This window comes from Massilia sp. LC238 (assembly GCF_000735635.1).
Lineage (GTDB): Bacteria > Pseudomonadota > Gammaproteobacteria > Burkholderiales > Burkholderiaceae_D > Telluria > Telluria varians.
Genome location: NZ_JNNN01000038.1, coordinates 167,726 through 183,585, shown reverse-complemented (window position 1 = coordinate 183,585; position 15,860 = coordinate 167,726). Strand labels below are relative to the sequence as shown.

Here is a 15,860-nt window from a genome sequence, read left to right as displayed (position 1 = left end):
CAGGACTGCCGCATGAACGGCACGCCTCCACACCGGACCGCACGGCGGAGTCCGGGAAGCGTACTTGCGTCTGGCAGTCCTGCCGTCATGGAGCTTGCGCTCGGTAGACCGTGACTTTGCGTCCCGTGCTTTCGCGCGGTTTGCCTTTTTCAGAAACCAAATGTTATTACCCTTGATTCCTAAACGCAACTAAATTTACTACTCTTCGTAAACTTTTCTTTCGAGAAAGGTCAAGCTGATCAGAACTTTCAGAAATATTAAACACTTAACATGTTGATTTCATTTACATAAATTATTTCCATTAAGATATTTTTTTACCGACATGTACATTCATACCAATATTGTCGATGAATTTGACAGTGACGGCCTCCCCGCCATAGTAAATACACACAAGTGTTTGATTTCAATGCGCTTTGTAACTCCTGGTATGAATCATGCATGAACACTACTGCCTCTGAAGAATGATCATTATTAATTACCAACTGAAACTTCAGAGGATGCCAAAACTAATAGAAATTAGTTCTTTAGGGGTTTAAATTTTGGGAAAGCTTCCCTGAAAGGAATTTTATGAAACTCAAGACTTGTCAGTGGCCGCTTGCTGCAGTACTGCTTGGGGTCTTGTCAACACCTAGTCATGCCTCACTTGTTTCAGCCGGCAACGTCACCGATTCCGGGTCCGGGATCGGTAATGTGAACACTGTGTTGACCCTGAAGAACGACAACCGTAAAAACCTGCCTGGCGGGGTCGACAACCCTAACTATGGAAAGTCGTCGGGTTCGGTGTTTCGCGACACCGATGGGACTGACGGCACGACCGGCGACGTCCAGGCCAATGGGAACTCCAACGTGCTCGCCTCGACCTGGTCTTTCAGCCAATTGAACGTCACCCAGACCAGTCAACTGTATTTCATCTTCAACCCTGTCGAACCTGGTGGAGACAGTATCAGGCTCGAGTCACTGGTCCTGACCATCTATTCCGACGGTGGAGCGTCTCTATGGAATTCAGGCGCCTTCGCACCGATCACCTTCGAGGAATCAGTAGAGGGTGAGAATACTGACGCTGGCACGGGCAAGTCGGGCTATGCCTTCAAGCTCGATGCTGCCCAGGCCCTGGCTTCACAGGACTTCTGGGCTTCTTCCAACCGGATCGGCCTCGCAGCATCCTTGTCCAGCGCGAACGGCGGCCACGACACCTTCTTCGTGCAAGTTCTCCCCGATGATGGCGAAGGCGGCGGCAGCGAAGTGCCGGAACCCGGTAGTATCGTACTGCTGGGCCTGGGCATGGCAGGCATGACGGCACTGCGTCGCCGTCAACGCAAGGCCTGAGCCGCTTGTACCCGGGCAGCCAGCCCTGCCCGGATTACTCAGCCTCTGATCTTGGCCACCAGCTTGGTCGTCGAGCGGTCATGCTCGAAATCGACCGCCATCGCCCGCCCGCCATAGGCCAGCACCGCCTGCCCTTCCGGAATCTTCGTCATGTCGTAGTCGCCACCCTTGGCATAGATGTCCGGGCGGCTTTCGAGCACCACCTCGAGCGCGGTGTCCTCGTCGAAGTCCACCACCAGGCTCACCGATTCCAGTGCCGCTAGCACCGCCATGCGGTCCGCCAGGGTGTTGTGCGGGCGGTCGTCGCCCTTGCCGAGGCGCTTGACCGAGGCGTCGGTGTTGGCGGCCACCACCAGCGAGCCCCCCAGTTCGCGCGCCTGTGCCAGGTAGGTCACGTGGCCGCGGTGCAGGATGTCGAATACGCCGTTGGTCAGCACCACCGGCTTCGGCAGTTGGGCGATACGCTGCGCCAGCTCGGCGCGCGTGCAGATCTTGTTCTCGAATGCAGGCATAAGGCTTGTAAAAATCAGGTGGTAGTGGGTGCGTCGTCTTCCGGTTCTTCCTCGATCGCCATGGACAGCTCGGTGGACCTGGCGCCGGCACCAATCGGTCCCTTGCGCTCGCCCGAGAGCTTGATCTGCAGGCGCAGGCCGTTGGCCGAGTCGGCGTTGCGGATCGCTTCATCGTAGCCGATGTAGCCCTTGTTATAGAGTTCGTACAAGGCCTGGTCGAAGGTGCACATGCCGAGTTCGCGCGACTTGTGCATGATCTCCTTGATGTTCTGGAAGTTCCCTTTCAGGATCATCTCGCCGATGGTCGGGGTGTTCAGCAGGATCTCGATGGCCGCCTTGCGGCCCTTGCCGTCCTCCGTGCGGATCAGGCGTTGCGAGACCACCGCGCGCAAATTGGACGACAGGTCCATCAGGAGCTGGTTGCGGCGCTCTTCCGGGAAGAAGTTGATGATGCGGTCCAGGGTCTGGTTGGCATTGTTCGCGTGCAGGGTGCCCAGGCACAGGTGACCGGTCTCGGCGAAGGCGATCGCGTGTTCCATGGTCTCGGTGTCGCGGATCTCGCCGATCAGGATCACGTCCGGCGCTTGGCGCAGCGTGTTCTTCAGGGCGTTGTGCCAGGAATGGGTGTCCACGCCCACCTCGCGGTGCGTGACCAGGCAGTTCTTGTTCTTGTGGACGTACTCCACCGGGTCTTCCACGGTGATGATGTGGCCGGCAGAGTTGCTGTTGCGGTAGTCGATCATCGCCGCCAGCGTGGTGGACTTGCCGGAACCGGTGCCGCCGACCACCAGCACCAGGCCGCGCTTGGTCATGACGACGTCCTTCAGCACGTCCGGCAGGTCGAGCTTCTCGAAGTTCGGGATCTCGGAGGCGATCGTGCGCACCACCATGCCCACGCTCTGCTGCTGCACGAAGACGTTGACGCGGAAGCGGCACACGCCGGGGAGCGAGATCGCGAAGTTGCACTCCATCTCGGCTTCGAATTCAAGACGCTGGCGCTCGTTCATCAGGGACAGGGCCAGCGCGCGCGTGACCTCGCCGGACAGGCGCTGCTGGCTCAGGGGCTTCATCGCGCCCTGGTGCTTCATGCTGGGCGGGAAATCGCTGGAGATGAACAGGTCGGAGCCGCCCTGGTGATGCATGACCGTCAGCAGCTTGTGGATGTAGGCCTGGGCTTCCGCCGGACCGAAGGTGGACGACATGGGTACCTCGCGTAAACGCAGGCGGAAATCCTGCCCGGCAATTATATCGACTATGATGAGGGGGTGATGAAATCCTGGCTGACTAAATGCCAACATTGTGTCAGGATAAACGGCATACCAGCCGTGACATCGTGGAAAAAACCTATGACACTGACCGAGCTGAAATACATCGTCGCCGTGGCGCGCGCCAAACACTTCGGGCATGCCGCCGAAGCCTGCTTCGTCGCCCAACCCACCCTCTCCGTCGCCATCAAGAAACTCGAGGACGAGCTCGGAGTGACGCTGTTCGAGCGCGGTGGTTCCGAAGTCTCCGTCACGCCGCTGGGCGCGCAGATCGTGGCCCAGGCCGAACGCGTGCTGGAGCAGACCGCTGCCATCAAGGAACTGGCGAAACAGAACAAGGATCCGCTGGCCGGGCCGCTGCGCCTGGGCGTGATCTACACCATCGGCCCCTACCTGCTGCCGCCGCTGGTAAAACGCCTGATCGACACCGTGCCGCAAATGCCGCTGGTGCTGCAGGAGAACTACACCCACAAGCTGCTCGAACTGCTGCGCCAGGGCGAGCTCGACGCCGCCATCGTGGCCCTGCCCCTGCCGGAACACGGCATGTCGATGCAGACCCTGTACGACGAGCCCTTCGTGGTGGCGATGCCGCGCTCGCATCCCTGGGCCAAGCGCAAGGAAATCCCGGCCGACGACCTGAAGCTGGAAACCATGCTGCTGCTGGGCGCGGGCCACTGCTTCCGCGACCAAGTGCTGGAAGTGTGCCCGGAGATGGCGCGCTATTCGTCGCCGGGCAACGGCATGCAGCGCACCTTCGAAGGCTCCTCGCTGGAGACCATCCGTCACATGGTGGCGAGCGGCATCGGCCTGACCGTGCTGCCGCGCGCCTCGGTGGCCGACATGCACGACCCCAACGGCCTGCTGACCTACGTGCCCTTCTCCCATCCGGCGCCCTCGCGCCGGGTCGTCATCCTGTGGCGCAAGAGTTTTACCCGCCGCGCGGCGATCGACGCGGTGGCCGCGGCGGTGGGCGAGTGCAAGCTGCCCGGCGTGGACATGGTGGCGCTCGAAGCCGCTGCCTGACCGGCTCGCGCCTTACTGCTGGCCGGTTTTCGGCGCAGGCGCGCGCGAGCGCGCCAGCTGCCGGTCCAGCGCATTCGCAAAATTCCGGCTGTTGGCCTGGCTGAAGGCGGCCGGCCCGCCGGTATCGACGCCGCTGCCGCGCAGCTCTTCCATGAAGGCGCGCATCGTGAGTTGCTGGGCGATCGTGTCCTTGGTGTACCACTCGCCGCGTGGATTGAGCGGCAGCCCGCCCTTCTCCAGCACCTGCGCCGCCAGCGGGATGTCGCCGGTGACGACGATGTCGCCCGCGTTCACGCGCGCGACGATCTCGGCGTCGGCCACGTCCGGTCCGCTTGGCACCTGCAGGGCGCGGATGAAGCGCGAACCGGGCACCCGGATCAACTGGTTGGCCACCAGCGTGACGTCCAGCTGCAGGCGCTCGGCCACGCGAAAAAGAATGTCCTTGATGACGCCCGGGCAGGCGTCGGCATCGACCCAGATATGCATGATGAAGAAGAGCTTGTCGGCAGGAGACCGATTGTACCGGCAAGCCCTTCCCTTCACACCTGGATAAGTGCTCAGTCCTTCCTGCGGCGGCGCGCGGCAGCCAAGCCAGCCATGCACAGCATCGGCAGCACCAGCGCGGCGGTCGAGGGTTCCGGCACGGTGGCGGTGATGCTGAAGCGGTCGCCCGCCTGCAGGCCGGCGGTGTCGAGCAGCCAGTCCTGGCCGGCAGCGCCGAACACGTCGCCGAACTGGAACTCGGCGTACTCCGGCGTGGCGAAGTGGATCACGGCGGTGGTGGCGCCCGCATCGATCGCCCTGATGCTGCCGAAGGCCGGCGTGACGCTGCCGGCGCCGGCGAAGCGGATGCCCTGCAGGTTAAAGCTGAAGCGGCTCAGGTCGGCGCCGGCCAGGTTGCGTACCAGCGCATCGAAGCTGAGCGGCCCCTGCAGGTCCTCCGCTTCCAGCACGAAGTTCAGCGTGCTGCTGCTGAAGTTCCGCAGGTCGAGGTTGAAGGCCACGCTGCCCGCCCCGCTGAAATCCTCGACGGGGTTGGCGCCGGCGCTGCCGGTCAGGAGGGCGGCATTGGCGGCGCCGGACAGCACCAGGGCGCCGGCGAATGCACACAGTTTGGTCAATTTCATGGGGTTCTCCGTTTGGTCTGGAATGCGCTCATAAGGGGCCCAGGGCCCACGGACCGGTAATCGCGAACGTGATGCCCGGGGTCTGGATGTTGACGAACAGGTAGCGGCCGGTCGGGTCGAAGCAGGCGCCGGCGAATTCGTTGCCGCGCTGGTCGCCGGCGAGCGAGGCCAGCTTGCCTGCGCCCGTCAGCTGGGCGGCGCTCAGGTTGATGTTGTTCTTGGCGAAGATATAGGCGTCGCCCGCGCCGGTCAGGCCCATCAGGCGCTGGCCGAAGCCGAATGGGTCGGTGGCGGCGGTCGAGGCATCCTCGCAGATCAGGATGGCGTTGCGCGGGCTGACGGTCAGGTTGTCGCCCATGTTGCCCACCAGGGCGCTCGGGCTCGAGTAGATGCACTTGAGCACCTGCGTGGCCAGGTCGAGTTCCCAGATAGTGCCGCGCGACACGGCGCCGCCCGCGGTGTCCATCACGTAGACCTTGCCCTGCGCGTACCAGATGCCCTCGCCGCGATTCATGCGCGCGGCGCCCTGCACCCAGCCCTGCACGAAAGGACCGGCGGCATTCGTGATGCGCACGCCGCTTGGCCCGGTGGCGTCGCCGCGGTTGGCGTCCGGGTCGGCGATGTTCACCCACTCCAGTTCCACGGTGGCGTCGACCGGCATGGTGGCCAGGTTGACGTTGTTGACGCCCTTGACCTTGGCCATCTGCAGCACGCCGCCCAGGGCCAGGCTGCCGTAGGCGCCGGTCCGGATGTCCGGGACGTAGCGGTAGAAGCCCGACTTGCCCGAGGAATCCTCGGTCTGGTAAACCATGCCGGTGGCCGGATCGACGGCGGCGGCTTCGTGCGCGAAGCGCCCCATGCCCTTGATCGGCTGGCCGGTGGTGAGCGCCGGGTCCGCATGGACTTCGAACACGTAGCCGTGCTTCTTGCCGGCGGCGCTGACATTGTCCGAACCGACTTCCTCGCAGCTGAGCCAGGTGCCCCAGGGAGTGATGCCGCCCGCGCAGTTGGTCTGGGTGCCGCCCAGGCTGGGCGTCATGCTGACCCAGTTCCCGTCGCGGAACAGCAGGTTGGTGGTGCCGCCGCCGAAGCGGTTGCTCACGCCCGTACTGACGGCGCCGCTATCGTAGACACCGACCGCATCCAGGAAGTTGCCGGGGGAAGTGCCGCCGATTTCGTGGTTACGCACCAGCACCAGCTCGGTACTGCGGCCCAGCTTGCGCGACAGGACCACGCCCATGCCGTCATGGCCGCCCGGACAGGTCTTCCCGTCGCTCATCCGGTCGCCGCGCCAGCCGAAGCTTTTATACGTGAAGCCGGCCGGCAGCTGGAGCAGCGGCAGGCCGGTCGCCAGGTCCTTGACCGGGGCGATCGGGCCGTAGGGGCTGTCGACCAGGGTGGTGGCGCCATTGGCCGCCATGGCCTGCTGCGCCTGCAGTGCGGCAAAGGCGCCGATGAAGGGCAACGCTGTCGAGCCGGCCAGGCCCTTGAGCAGGTTGCGCCTCAGCGGCGAATTCGGTGGGGGGAGGTCCTTGTCGGTCATGCTTGCTTCTCCAATGGGTGGTGAACGGCGGGCTGGTGCTCATCCGTGCGTTGCGAGCCAATGCATTAAAACAAACAAAAATGTCGGTTCGATGACAACAAAATGGCAACTTTCAGGATTGGAGACGCGCGCCGGCCGCTTCCGCCAAAAGGCTTTAGAATCCCTGTCTTCTGCTCAACAGTTCTTGCTCGACAAGACGCAACATCATGAACAAGCTGGCGCTCTATTTCCGCCTGATCCGTGCCGACAAGCCGATCGGCATCCTCCTGCTCCTGTGGCCGACCCTGTGGGCCCTGTGGATGGCGTCCGACGGGGTGCCGGACATGACCGTGCTGGCGATCTTCGTCGTCGGCACCGCCTTGATGCGCTCAAGCGGCTGCGCCATCAACGACTATGCCGACCGCGACTTCGACAAGCACGTCAAACGCACCGTCGACCGCCCGCTCACCAGCGGCAAGATCCGCGCCTGGGAAGCGCTGATGGTGGCGGCGGTGCTGGCGCTGCTCTCCTTCCTGCTGATCCTGCCGCTCAACACGCTGACCAAGCAGCTCTCGGTGCTGGCCCTGATCGTGGCCGGCACCTACCCCTACTTCAAGCGCTTCTTCGCGATCCCGCAGGCCTATCTCGGGATCGCGTTCGGCTTCGGCATCCCGATGGCCTGGGCCGCCGTGCAGGACACGGTGCCGGCGGTGGCCTGGTGGCTGCTGGTGGCGAACGTGTTCTGGGCCGTCGCCTACGACACCGAATACGCCATGGTCGACCGCGACGACGACCTCAAGATCGGCATGCGCACCTCGGCCATCACCTTCGGGCGCTTCGACGTGGCCGCGGTCATGCTGTGCTACGGCGCGGCGCTGGCCATCGACCTGGTGTGCGGCTGGTACCTGGGCCTGCGCTGGTGGTTCGTGGGCGGCGTCGTGGTCGCGGCCGGCATGGCGCTCTACCACTACACCCTGATCCGCGATCGCGAACGCATGGCCTGCTTCAAGGCTTTTCGTCACAACAATTGGCTTGGCGCCGCACTGTTCATTGGTGTCGCGCTAGACTATGCATTCAGGTAATATTGCAGAAAAAGCATTCAACCCTTCTTTGACGAGGCCTATCATGATGGAAAAGATCCCTACCCAAACCGGTACCCGCGACCAGCTGCTGTCCGACCTGAAGACCGTGATCCAGGACGCCGAAGCCTGGCTGCGCAACGGTGGCCAGCTGACCGGCGACGAGCTGAAGGCCGCCAAGGCCAAGTTTGAGCAGACCCTGTCGACCGCCAAGGAAAGCCTGGGTGAATACCAGCAGACCGTGGTCGAAAAGACCAAGGAAGCGGCGCGCGTCACCGACGAATACGTGCACGAGAACCCGTGGAAGTCCGTGGGCCTGGGCGCCGCCGTCGGCGTCGTGATCGGCATGCTGATCGCCCGCCGCTAAGATGAGTATCACGGCGGCGGTGAGAAGGATCGGGGCCAATGTGCTCGACCTGGCGCGCACGCGCCTCGAGCTGGCCGCCATCGAGCTGCAGGAAGGCGCCCAGCGCCTGTTCGGCTACCTCGCCTGGGCCGTCGCGGCCGCGGTGCTGGGGCTGTTCGCGCTGGGCCTGGTCATCCTGTTCGTGCTGGTGCTGTTCTGGGACACCCACCGCCTGGCTGCGGTCGGCGGCATGGCCGTGCTGTTTATCCTGGGTACCCTGTTCGCTGTCATGAGGCTGCGCGCCGGCCTGGCCGCGCGTCCGCCGATGCTGCCGGCCACCCTGGCGGAACTGCGCAAGGATGCGGCGGCCTTGAAGGGAGACGACCTCCATGGCGTCTAAATCCCTGCAATTGGCGCAACGCCGCGAGGCCCTGGTTGCCCGCTGCGCCGACCAGCGCGCCCAGGTGGCGCAGGAAGTGGCCATGCTGTCCTCGCCGCAGACGCTGGGTTTGATCCCGGCCTATGCGGCCAGGCACCAGAAGACGGCGCTGATCGTGGCCGGCGTGGCTGCGGGGCTGTTCCTCACCAAGCCGAAATGGGCGGTGGGCACGGTGACGGCGGTCGTTTCGGCCTACAAGTTCGCGCAGAAGCTGCTTCCGGTATTACGCTGGAAGGGCTTCGAGGTCCACTGACCCGTAGGGTGGGCGGGTCTCCCGCCCACGCGGTGATCGTTATCGGCTCCGGTTTCGGGCTCGATGATCTTGCTGATCACTATCACCGCGTGGGCGGACAAGCCGCCCACCCTACGAATCCTTGCCCAGCTCGTCCCCGAGTTCGCGGCCGCGATCCGCCGCCGCCTTCATCGCCGCGACGATCGCGTCCTTCACCCCCGCCGCTTCCATGCTGGTAATCGCCGCATGCGTCGTGCCGCCCTTGGAGGTCACGCGCTGGCGCAGCACCTCGACCGGATCGCCCGACTGCGCCGCCAGCTGCGCCGCGCCGGTAAAGGTGGCCAGCGCCAGCTGCCTGCCCTGCTCCGCGTCCAGTCCCATCTCCAGCGCCGCCTGCTGCATCGCTTCGAGGAAGTAGAAGACATAGGCCGGGCCGCTGCCCGACACCGCCGTCACCGGATCGATCAGGCTCTCGTCCTTCAGCCACACGGTCTGGCCGACCGCGCGCATCACCTTGTCGGCCGCCGAGCGCTGGGCCTCGTCGACTTCGCTGGCGGCCACCATGCCGGTAATGCCCATGGCGATCAGCGCCGGGGTGTTCGGCATCGAGCGCACGATGCGGGTGTAGCCGCCCAGCCAGCGCGACAGGTCGGCGATGCGGATGCCCGCCGCGATCGACAGCACCAGGGGCTGCTTATCTGGAACATTCGCGAGCAGCGGCTTGAGGCTGGCCGCGACTTCGCGCATCTGCTGCGGCTTCACGGCCAGCACGACGACGTCGGCGGCGCCTACCTGCACGTCGATGCCTGCCGCCGTGCTCACGCCGTACTGGCTGGCCAGGCGCTCGAGCGCCTCGGTATTGGGGTCCGCCACGTGCAGGCTGCCGGCGCCGGTGAGTTGTCCGGCCAGGCCGGCGATCAGGGCCGTGGCCATGTTGCCGCCGCCGATGAATGCAATCTTCATGCTGTTCCTTTTTTATTGCTCGTAATGGCGGGCGCCGAAAATGGCGCTGCCGATGCGGACGATGGTCGCGCCTTCCGCGATGGCCGCTTGCAAGTCGCCCGACATGCCCATCGACAGGGTGTCGAGCGCCAGGCCGTCGGCGCGCAGATCCTCGAACAGGCCGCGTAGGCGGGCAAACGCGGCGCGCTGCTGCGCCGGGTCATTGCTCGCTTCGGGAATCGCCATCAGCCCGCGCAGGCGCAGGTTCGGCAAGGCGGCCACCTGGCGCGCCAGCTCCGGCAGTTCCGCTTCGCCGGCGCCGCTCTTGCTGGCTTCCCCGCTGATGTTCACCTGCAGGCAGATGTCGAGCGGGCCCTGTTCCAGCGGGCGCTGTTCGGACAGGCGCTGGGCGATCTTCAGGCGATCGACCGTGTGCACCCAATTGAAATGGGCGGCGATCGGGCGCGTCTTGTTGCTCTGGATCGGACCGATGAAATGCCAGCTGACCGGGGCATCCGGTTGCAGGCGCGCCACTTCCTGCATCTTGTCGAGCGCTTCCTGCAAGTAGTTTTCGCCGAAGGCGCGCTGGCCCACGGCCATCGCTTCGACCACGGCTTCCGCAGGGAAGGTCTTGGAAACGGCCAGCAGCTGGACCTCGTTCCTGCCCCTTCCGGCAGCGCTACAGGCGGCCTGGATTGTCGCTTCGACAGCTTGCAAGTTCCCAGCGATTATGGACATAATGATTTTCTACAGGAAATATTTTGAGTGCTTCGCACACGCCACAGGATTATAAATGGACATCTCGGAACTGCTTGCCTTCTCTGTTAAGAACAAGGCATCTGACCTGCACCTCTCGGCCGGCCTGCCGCCGATGATCCGGGTGCACGGCGACGTGCGCCGCATCAACCTGCCGCCGCTGGAGCACAAGGACGTGCACGACATGATCTATGACATCATGAACGACGGCCAGCGCAAGCAGTACGAGGAAGTGCTGGAGTGCGACTTCTCGTTCGCGATTCCCGGCCTGGCCCGCTTTCGCGTCAACGCCTTCAACCAGGAGCGCGGCGCGTCCGCGGTGCTGCGTACCATTCCATCCAAGATCCTGTCGCTGGAAGAGCTGAACGCGCCGAAGATCTTTAGCGAGCTGGCATTGAAGCCGCGCGGCCTGGTCCTGGTGACCGGCCCCACCGGCTCGGGCAAGTCGACCACGCTGGCGGCGATGGTCAACCACCTCAACGAAAACGAATACGGCCACATCCTCACCATCGAGGACCCGATCGAATTCGTGCACGATTCCAAGAAGTGCCTGATCAACCAGCGCGAAGTCGGCCCGCACACACTGTCCTTCAACAACGCGCTGCGCTCGGCGCTGCGCGAAGACCCGGACTGCATCCTGGTGGGCGAACTGCGCGACCTGGAAACCATCCGCCTGGCGCTGTCGGCGGCGGAGACCGGCCACCTGGTGTTCGGCACCCTGCACACCTCCTCGGCCGCCAAGACCATCGACCGTATCGTCGACGTGTTCCCGGCCGAAGAAAAGGAGATGGTGCGCGCGATGCTGTCGGAGTCGCTGCAGGCCGTGATCTCGCAGACCCTGCTCAAAACCAAGGACGGCTCCGGCCGCGTGGCCGCGCACGAGATCATGATCGGCACCCCGGCGATCCGCAACCTGATCCGCGAAGCCAAGATCGCGCAGATGTACTCGAGCATCCAGACCGGCAGCAGCGTCGGCATGCAGACGCTCGACCAGAACCTGACCGACCTGGTGCGCCGCAACGTGATCTCCAGCGCCGCCGCCCGCGCCGCCGCCAAGATCCCTGAAAATTTCCCGGGTTAAGAAAAAGCGAGGAGCAACGATGGAACGCGACCAGGCATCCAAGTTCATGTTCGACCTGCTGCGCCTGATGACCAGCAAGGGCGGGTCGGACCTGTTCATCACGGCCGGCTTCCCGCCGGCGATCAAGATCGACGGCAAGATGACGCCGGTCTCGAGCCAGGCACTGAGCGGCACCCATACCGCCGACCTGGCGCGCGCCATCATGAACGACAAGCAGGCTGCCGGCTTCGAGCTGACCAAGGAAGCGAACTTCGCGATCAGCCCGGGTGACCTGGGACGCTTCCGCGTCTCGGCCTTCATGCAGATGGGCTGCGTCGGCATGGTGCTGCGCGTGATCACCACCACCATCCCGAAATTCGAGGATCTCGAGCTGCCGGAAACCCTGAAGGACGTGATCATGACCAAGCGCGGCCTGGTCATCATGGTCGGCGCCACCGGTTCGGGCAAATCGACCACGCTGGCGGCGATGGTCGGCTACCGCAACGAGAACAGCTACGGCCACATCATCACCATCGAAGACCCGGTCGAATTCGTCCACCCGCACAAGAACTGCGTGATCACCCAGCGCGAAGTGGGCGTCGACACCGACAGCTTCGAGGCCGCGCTGAAGAATTCGCTGCGCCAGGCGCCGGACGTAATCCAGATCGGCGAGATCCGCGACCGCGAGACCATGGAGCACGCAATCGCGTTTGCCGAGACCGGCCACCTGTGCCTGGCCACCCTGCACGCCAACAGCGCCAACCAGGCGCTGGACCGCATCATCAACTTCTTCCCGGAGGAGCGCCGCCAGCAGCTCCTGATGGACCTGTCGCTCAACCTGAAGGGCCTGATCTCGCAGCGCCTGATCCCGAAGAAAGAAGCCAAGGGCCGCGTGGTGGCGATGGAGATCCTGCTGAACTCCCCGCTCATTTCCGACCTGATCTTCAAGGGCGACGTCCACGAGATCAAGGAGATCATGAAGAAGTCGCGCGAGCTCGGCATGCAGACCTTCGACCAGGCCCTGTTCGACCTGTACGAAGCGGACAAGATCTCGTATGAGGATGCGCTGCGCAATGCGGATTCGGTGAACGACATGCGCCTGAACATCAAGCTCAATTCCAAGCACGCGAAGAACCGCGATTTCTCGACCGGGATGGACCACCTCGGCATCGTCTGAGCGCCAGCACCTCTCCTCGACCAAGAAGGGGCGACACGCGTGTCGCCCCTTTTCACTTCCTCAAAACAGCAACCAATACGATGAATTCATCAAAAATAGGAGTTGTCCTACAGAAATACTGACTAAATTGATGGATAATTCGCATGCGCAATGATTCCCATATGAAACATATGTGTCGTTTTATATAACATTGCTGCAGTTTTTATTGCGAAGCCATAGTATGAATACAGAAAACAAGCCTCTGGAAGCACTCGCCTTCCGCCTGGGTGGGGAAGAGTACGGTGTCGATATCCTGAAAGTCCAGGAAATCCGCGGACACGATCCCCTCACCCGCATCGCCAATGCGCCCGACTTCATCCAGGGAGTCGTCAACCTGCGCGGCAGCCTCGGCCCCACCGACATCCGCCCCGCGCCCGAGATGGGCAGCCGCTTCGGCGCCGACTTCCTGCTCGGCCTCGGCACCATCGACGAACGCATGCTGATCCTGCTCGACATCGAAGCACTGATGTCATCGAGCGAACTCGACATGATTGAGCGCCTCGCGGCCTAACCCTATTTCTACCGAATCCCATGTTCAAGCAAATGAAGGTCGGCACCCGCCTGATCGCAGGCTTCCTGACCCTGTCCATCCTCGGCGCCGTGGTGGCCGCCATCGGCATCTACAACATGTCGCAGATGAATGCGCGCACCGATCGCCTGTACACCCGTGAACTGCTCGGCATCTCCTACGTCAAGGAAGCCAACATCAACCTCGTCGTCATCGGCCGCGCCTTGCGCAACGTGCTGCTGGCCTCGAGCGACAAGGACCGCGACGCGGCCATCGCCAGCATCGCGCAGGCACGCACCGGGCTGCACGCCAACCTGGACAAGGCGCGCGGGCTGTTCTTCTCGGAGCAGGGCAAGCGCAACTTCGCCGAAGTGGACCGCGGCATGCAGGAATACGAAGCGCTGGTGGAAGAGGTCACCCGGCGCGCCCTGGCCGATGGCCTGCAGCAGGAACGCAGCGCCGTCGACTACCTGCTGTTGACCGTCGCGCCCAAGGCCAACGAGCTCGACACCCGCATGAGCAGCCTGACCCGCATCAAGGAACGCAATGCGGAGGAAGCGGCGCAGGATGCGGCCGCGCTTTATGAATCGAGCCGCGCCATGATGCTGATGCTGGTGCTGGGCAGCGCCGTCTTCGGCGTCGGCCTGGGCGTCGTGATCACCCGCAGCCTGACCCGCCAGCTGGGCGGCGAGCCGGCCTATGCCAGCGACATCGCCAGCCGCATCGCTGCGGGCGACCTCAGCGTCGACGTGGCGCTGCGCCAGGGCGACCGCTCGAGCCTGCTGTTCGCCATGAAGAGCATGCGCGATAGCCTGGCGCAGATCGTCGGCGAAGTGCGCAACGGCACCGACGCCATCGCCTCGGCATCGCGCCAGATCGCCAGCGGCAACCTCGACCTGTCCTCGCGCACCGAGGAGCAGGCCAGCTCATTGGAAGAAACCGCCTCCTCGATGGAAGAGCTGACCTCGACCGTCCAGCAGAACGCCGACAATGCGCGCCAGGCCAACGGCTTGGCGACCTCGGCCTCGGAAGTGGCCGGACGCGGCGGCGCCGTGGTGGCGCAGGTGGTCGACACCATGGCCTCGATCAACGACTCCTCGAAGAAAATCGTCGACATCATCGCCGTCATCGACGGCATCGCCTTCCAGACCAACATCCTGGCCCTGAACGCCGCCGTGGAAGCGGCGCGCGCCGGGGAACAGGGCCGCGGCTTCGCGGTGGTGGCCTCCGAAGTGCGTACCCTGGCGCAGCGTTCGGCAAGCGCGGCCAAGGAGATCAAGCTCCTGATCGACGATTCGGTGGAGAAGGTCGACGCCGGCGCCAAGCTGGTGAACCGTGCCGGCGCCACGATGGACGAGATCGTCGACAGCGTGCGTCGCGTGACCGGCATCATGGGCGAGATCTCGTCGGCCAGCCTGGAGCAGACCGAGGGCATCGAGCAGATCAACATGGCGATCAGCCAGATGGACCAGGTGACCCAGCAGAACGCATCGCTGGTGGAAGAAGCGGCGGCAGCGGCCGAGTCGCTGCAGGACCAGGCCGGCAAGCTGGCCGAACTGGTGTCGGTATTCAAGCTCGATGCGCGGGCGCCATCGGTGGCTGCGCCTGCCGCGCAGGCCAGGCCGGCAACGCGCCTGGCGGCGCCTGCCCTGAGGGCGGCCCACCCGGCGCCACGCAAGGCCGCCGTGCGCGAGGAGGAATGGGAAACCTTCTGACGCCGAATCCGATCTTCGACGCCCTGCACCGCGCCGGCCAAGACCTTCAGGCCGGACTTCACGTAGCGCCGGCCCCGTTCAGGCCACGTTCAGCCCCATCTCCCGCACCATCTCGGCCGCCTGGCGCGCCGAGATGGTCGCACCCGCGAACTGCTTCGCATTCGCCAGCTTCAAGCCGCCGATATCGGCTTCGCGCAGGTCCGCGCCCTCGAAGCGCGTGTCCCTGATGTGGGCGTCGCGCAGGCTGCCGCCTTCGAACACCGCTTCGCGGAAGTCGCAGCCCGCTAGGTCTGCATCCGCGAAATCCAGCCCCACCAGTTTCGCCTTGCGGAAGGACATGCGGCGCAGGTCGGCGCCGACCAGCAGCGTGTCTTCGAAGCTGAGCGCCAGGTGGCTGGTTTCCTCGAACTGCGCGCCGGTAAGCTTGCAGCTGCGGAAGGAGGCGGACGCCAGGCGCGCGCGGCGCCAGCTACTGTTGTTCAGGTCGGAGGATGCGAAGAGCGCGTCGACCAGCTCGGCGGACTCGAAATCGGCGTGCCCGCCACGGCAGCGTTGCCAGCGCGTGCGCGCCAGCTTGGCCGCGTAGAACGAGGTTTCCGCCAGTTGGCAGGAGCGGAACACGCAGTCTTGCAGGTCGAGGCGCGACAGGTCGAGGCTTGATAAGTCGCAGTCCTCGAACACGAGGAGGCTGCCGGAAGCGAGGGAGGATTCGATGCGGGCGCGGTCGAGGGCTTCGCCGCCGAGGGTAATGGTGGTGCGGGACATGGCAAGGATGCGGTGGTTCGGCCGGAC

18 protein-coding genes and 1 riboswitch are annotated in these 15,860 nt (G+C 64.2%); of the genes, 10 read left to right on the top strand and 8 right to left on the bottom strand.

Features of this window, described 5'->3' with window-relative positions:
- Positions 1-69: 69 nt before the first annotated feature.
- Positions 70-155, bottom strand: a riboswitch (cyclic di-GMP riboswitch).
- Between the two features lie 412 nt (positions 156-567).
- Positions 568-1,326, top strand: a complete 759-nt coding sequence (locus tag FG94_RS10250) for a PEP-CTERM sorting domain-containing protein (protein WP_081925913.1) — start codon at positions 568-570, stop codon at positions 1,324-1,326.
- Positions 1,327-1,364: 38 nt separating this feature from the next.
- Here the strand turns inward: FG94_RS10250 and FG94_RS10245 are convergent, their stop codons facing one another.
- Both FG94_RS10245 and FG94_RS10240 read right to left on the bottom strand, forming a co-directional pair.
- Entirely contained in the window at positions 1,365-1,838 is a 474-nt protein-coding gene (locus tag FG94_RS10245; protein ID WP_036210669.1) for an adenylyltransferase/cytidyltransferase family protein, read from the bottom strand.
- Positions 1,839-1,852: 14 nt separating this feature from the next.
- Positions 1,853-3,040 carry a PilT/PilU family type 4a pilus ATPase gene (locus FG94_RS10240; RefSeq protein WP_036210666.1) on the bottom strand — a complete coding sequence of 396 codons (1,188 nt, stop codon included), beginning with the start codon at positions 3,038-3,040 and terminating at the stop codon, positions 1,853-1,855.
- Positions 3,041-3,184: 144 nt separating this feature from the next.
- Between FG94_RS10240 and FG94_RS10235 the strand changes: the two genes are divergently transcribed.
- A complete protein-coding gene (locus FG94_RS10235; RefSeq protein WP_036210663.1) occupies positions 3,185-4,126 on the top strand; it encodes a hydrogen peroxide-inducible genes activator in 942 nt (313 codons plus the stop codon).
- A gap of 12 nt (positions 4,127-4,138) precedes the next feature.
- Here the strand turns inward: FG94_RS10235 and FG94_RS10230 are convergent, their stop codons facing one another.
- The 3 genes from FG94_RS10230 to FG94_RS10220 form a co-directional block, all read right to left on the bottom strand.
- The gene (locus FG94_RS10230) at positions 4,139-4,612 is read right to left on the bottom strand and encodes a YaiI/YqxD family protein (RefSeq protein WP_036210660.1); all 474 of its coding nucleotides are present in this window, start codon (positions 4,610-4,612) and stop codon (positions 4,139-4,141) included.
- A gap of 71 nt (positions 4,613-4,683) precedes the next feature.
- A complete protein-coding gene (locus FG94_RS10225) occupies positions 4,684-5,253 on the bottom strand; it encodes a PEP-CTERM sorting domain-containing protein (RefSeq protein WP_036210657.1) in 570 nt (189 codons plus the stop codon).
- A gap of 28 nt (positions 5,254-5,281) precedes the next feature.
- Positions 5,282-6,796, bottom strand: a complete 1,515-nt coding sequence (locus FG94_RS10220; protein WP_036210654.1) for a PhoX family phosphatase — start codon at positions 6,794-6,796, stop codon at positions 5,282-5,284.
- Positions 6,797-7,002: 206 nt separating this feature from the next.
- On the opposite strand from FG94_RS10220, the gene ubiA reads away from it, so the two are divergent.
- Genes ubiA through FG94_RS10200 form a run of 4 tightly spaced genes read left to right on the top strand, consistent with a single transcriptional unit; the run spans position 7,003 to position 8,892 of the window.
- Positions 7,003-7,857 carry a 4-hydroxybenzoate octaprenyltransferase gene (gene ubiA, locus FG94_RS10215; protein WP_036210651.1) on the top strand — a complete coding sequence of 285 codons (855 nt, stop codon included), beginning with the start codon at positions 7,003-7,005 and terminating at the stop codon, positions 7,855-7,857.
- 43 nt (positions 7,858-7,900) lie between these two features.
- Positions 7,901-8,221 (top strand): YqjD family protein, encoded by a 321-nt coding sequence (locus tag FG94_RS10210; protein ID WP_051996413.1) that lies wholly within the window; start codon positions 7,901-7,903, stop codon positions 8,219-8,221.
- Position 8,222: 1 nt separating this feature from the next.
- On the top strand, positions 8,223-8,600 hold the full coding sequence (locus FG94_RS10205; protein WP_036210648.1) for a phage holin family protein: 378 nt from the start codon (positions 8,223-8,225) through the stop codon (positions 8,598-8,600).
- Positions 8,590-8,892 (top strand): hypothetical protein, encoded by a 303-nt coding sequence (locus tag FG94_RS10200; protein ID WP_036210642.1) that lies wholly within the window; start codon positions 8,590-8,592, stop codon positions 8,890-8,892. The genes FG94_RS10205 and FG94_RS10200 overlap by 11 nt, the downstream gene beginning before the upstream one ends.
- Before the next feature lie 111 nt (positions 8,893-9,003).
- Here FG94_RS10200 and proC read toward each other — a convergent pair whose 3' ends face one another.
- Together proC and FG94_RS10190 are read right to left on the bottom strand one after the other, a co-directional pair.
- Complete coding sequence (gene proC / locus FG94_RS10195; protein ID WP_036210640.1) at positions 9,004-9,834, bottom strand: pyrroline-5-carboxylate reductase; 831 nt, start codon at positions 9,832-9,834, stop codon at positions 9,004-9,006.
- 12 nt (positions 9,835-9,846) lie between these two features.
- Positions 9,847-10,551 (bottom strand): YggS family pyridoxal phosphate-dependent enzyme, encoded by a 705-nt coding sequence (locus tag FG94_RS10190; protein WP_036210637.1) that lies wholly within the window; start codon positions 10,549-10,551, stop codon positions 9,847-9,849.
- 55 nt (positions 10,552-10,606) lie between these two features.
- Between FG94_RS10190 and FG94_RS10185 the strand changes: the two genes are divergently transcribed.
- From FG94_RS10185 to FG94_RS28560, 4 genes are all read left to right on the top strand, one after another.
- Positions 10,607-11,650 (top strand): type IV pilus twitching motility protein PilT, encoded by a 1,044-nt coding sequence (locus FG94_RS10185; protein ID WP_036210635.1) that lies wholly within the window; start codon positions 10,607-10,609, stop codon positions 11,648-11,650.
- Positions 11,651-11,669: 19 nt separating this feature from the next.
- On the top strand, positions 11,670-12,806 hold the full coding sequence (locus FG94_RS10180) for a PilT/PilU family type 4a pilus ATPase (protein WP_036210633.1): 1,137 nt from the start codon (positions 11,670-11,672) through the stop codon (positions 12,804-12,806).
- A gap of 220 nt (positions 12,807-13,026) precedes the next feature.
- Positions 13,027-13,356 (top strand): chemotaxis protein CheW, encoded by a 330-nt coding sequence (locus FG94_RS10175; protein WP_051996410.1) that lies wholly within the window; start codon positions 13,027-13,029, stop codon positions 13,354-13,356.
- A 20-nt stretch (positions 13,357-13,376) separates the two neighbouring features.
- The gene (locus FG94_RS28560) at positions 13,377-15,068 is read left to right on the top strand and encodes a methyl-accepting chemotaxis protein (protein ID WP_036210631.1); all 1,692 of its coding nucleotides are present in this window, start codon (positions 13,377-13,379) and stop codon (positions 15,066-15,068) included.
- 78 nt (positions 15,069-15,146) lie between these two features.
- Here the strand turns inward: FG94_RS28560 and FG94_RS10165 are convergent, their stop codons facing one another.
- On the bottom strand, positions 15,147-15,833 hold the full coding sequence (locus FG94_RS10165; protein WP_051996459.1) for a pentapeptide repeat-containing protein: 687 nt from the start codon (positions 15,831-15,833) through the stop codon (positions 15,147-15,149).
- Between the last annotated feature and the right edge of the window lie 27 nt (positions 15,834-15,860).

Bases quoted from the DNA above. Each gene is read 5' to 3' on its own strand.
- FG94_RS10205 (WP_036210648.1), top strand. From the start codon at position 8,223: ATGAGTATCACGGCGGCGGTGAGAAGGATCGGGGCCAATGTGCTCGAC.
- proC (WP_036210640.1), bottom strand. From the start codon at position 9,834: ATGAAGATTGCATTCATCGGCGGCGGCAACATGGCCACGGCCCTGATC.
- FG94_RS10210 (WP_051996413.1), top strand. From the start codon at position 7,901: ATGATGGAAAAGATCCCTACCCAAACCGGTACCCGCGACCAGCTGCTG.
- FG94_RS10180 (WP_036210633.1), top strand. From the start codon at position 11,670: ATGGAACGCGACCAGGCATCCAAGTTCATGTTCGACCTGCTGCGCCTG.
- FG94_RS10165 (WP_051996459.1), bottom strand. From the start codon at position 15,833: ATGTCCCGCACCACCATTACCCTCGGCGGCGAAGCCCTCGACCGCGCC.
- FG94_RS10250 (WP_081925913.1), top strand. From the start codon at position 568: ATGAAACTCAAGACTTGTCAGTGGCCGCTTGCTGCAGTACTGCTTGGG.
- FG94_RS10235 (WP_036210663.1), top strand. From the start codon at position 3,185: ATGACACTGACCGAGCTGAAATACATCGTCGCCGTGGCGCGCGCCAAA.
- FG94_RS10240 (WP_036210666.1), bottom strand. From the start codon at position 3,040: ATGTCGTCCACCTTCGGTCCGGCGGAAGCCCAGGCCTACATCCACAAG.
- FG94_RS10230 (WP_036210660.1), bottom strand. From the start codon at position 4,612: ATGCATATCTGGGTCGATGCCGACGCCTGCCCGGGCGTCATCAAGGAC.
- FG94_RS10190 (WP_036210637.1), bottom strand. From the start codon at position 10,551: ATGTCCATAATCGCTGGGAACTTGCAAGCTGTCGAAGCGACAATCCAG.
- FG94_RS10185 (WP_036210635.1), top strand. From the start codon at position 10,607: ATGGACATCTCGGAACTGCTTGCCTTCTCTGTTAAGAACAAGGCATCT.
- FG94_RS10220 (WP_036210654.1), bottom strand. From the start codon at position 6,796: ATGACCGACAAGGACCTCCCCCCACCGAATTCGCCGCTGAGGCGCAAC.
- FG94_RS10225 (WP_036210657.1), bottom strand. From the start codon at position 5,253: ATGAAATTGACCAAACTGTGTGCATTCGCCGGCGCCCTGGTGCTGTCC.
- FG94_RS28560 (WP_036210631.1), top strand. From the start codon at position 13,377: ATGTTCAAGCAAATGAAGGTCGGCACCCGCCTGATCGCAGGCTTCCTG.
- ubiA (WP_036210651.1), top strand. From the start codon at position 7,003: ATGAACAAGCTGGCGCTCTATTTCCGCCTGATCCGTGCCGACAAGCCG.
- FG94_RS10175 (WP_051996410.1), top strand. From the start codon at position 13,027: ATGAATACAGAAAACAAGCCTCTGGAAGCACTCGCCTTCCGCCTGGGT.
- FG94_RS10200 (WP_036210642.1), top strand. From the start codon at position 8,590: ATGGCGTCTAAATCCCTGCAATTGGCGCAACGCCGCGAGGCCCTGGTT.
- FG94_RS10245 (WP_036210669.1), bottom strand. From the start codon at position 1,838: ATGCCTGCATTCGAGAACAAGATCTGCACGCGCGCCGAGCTGGCGCAG.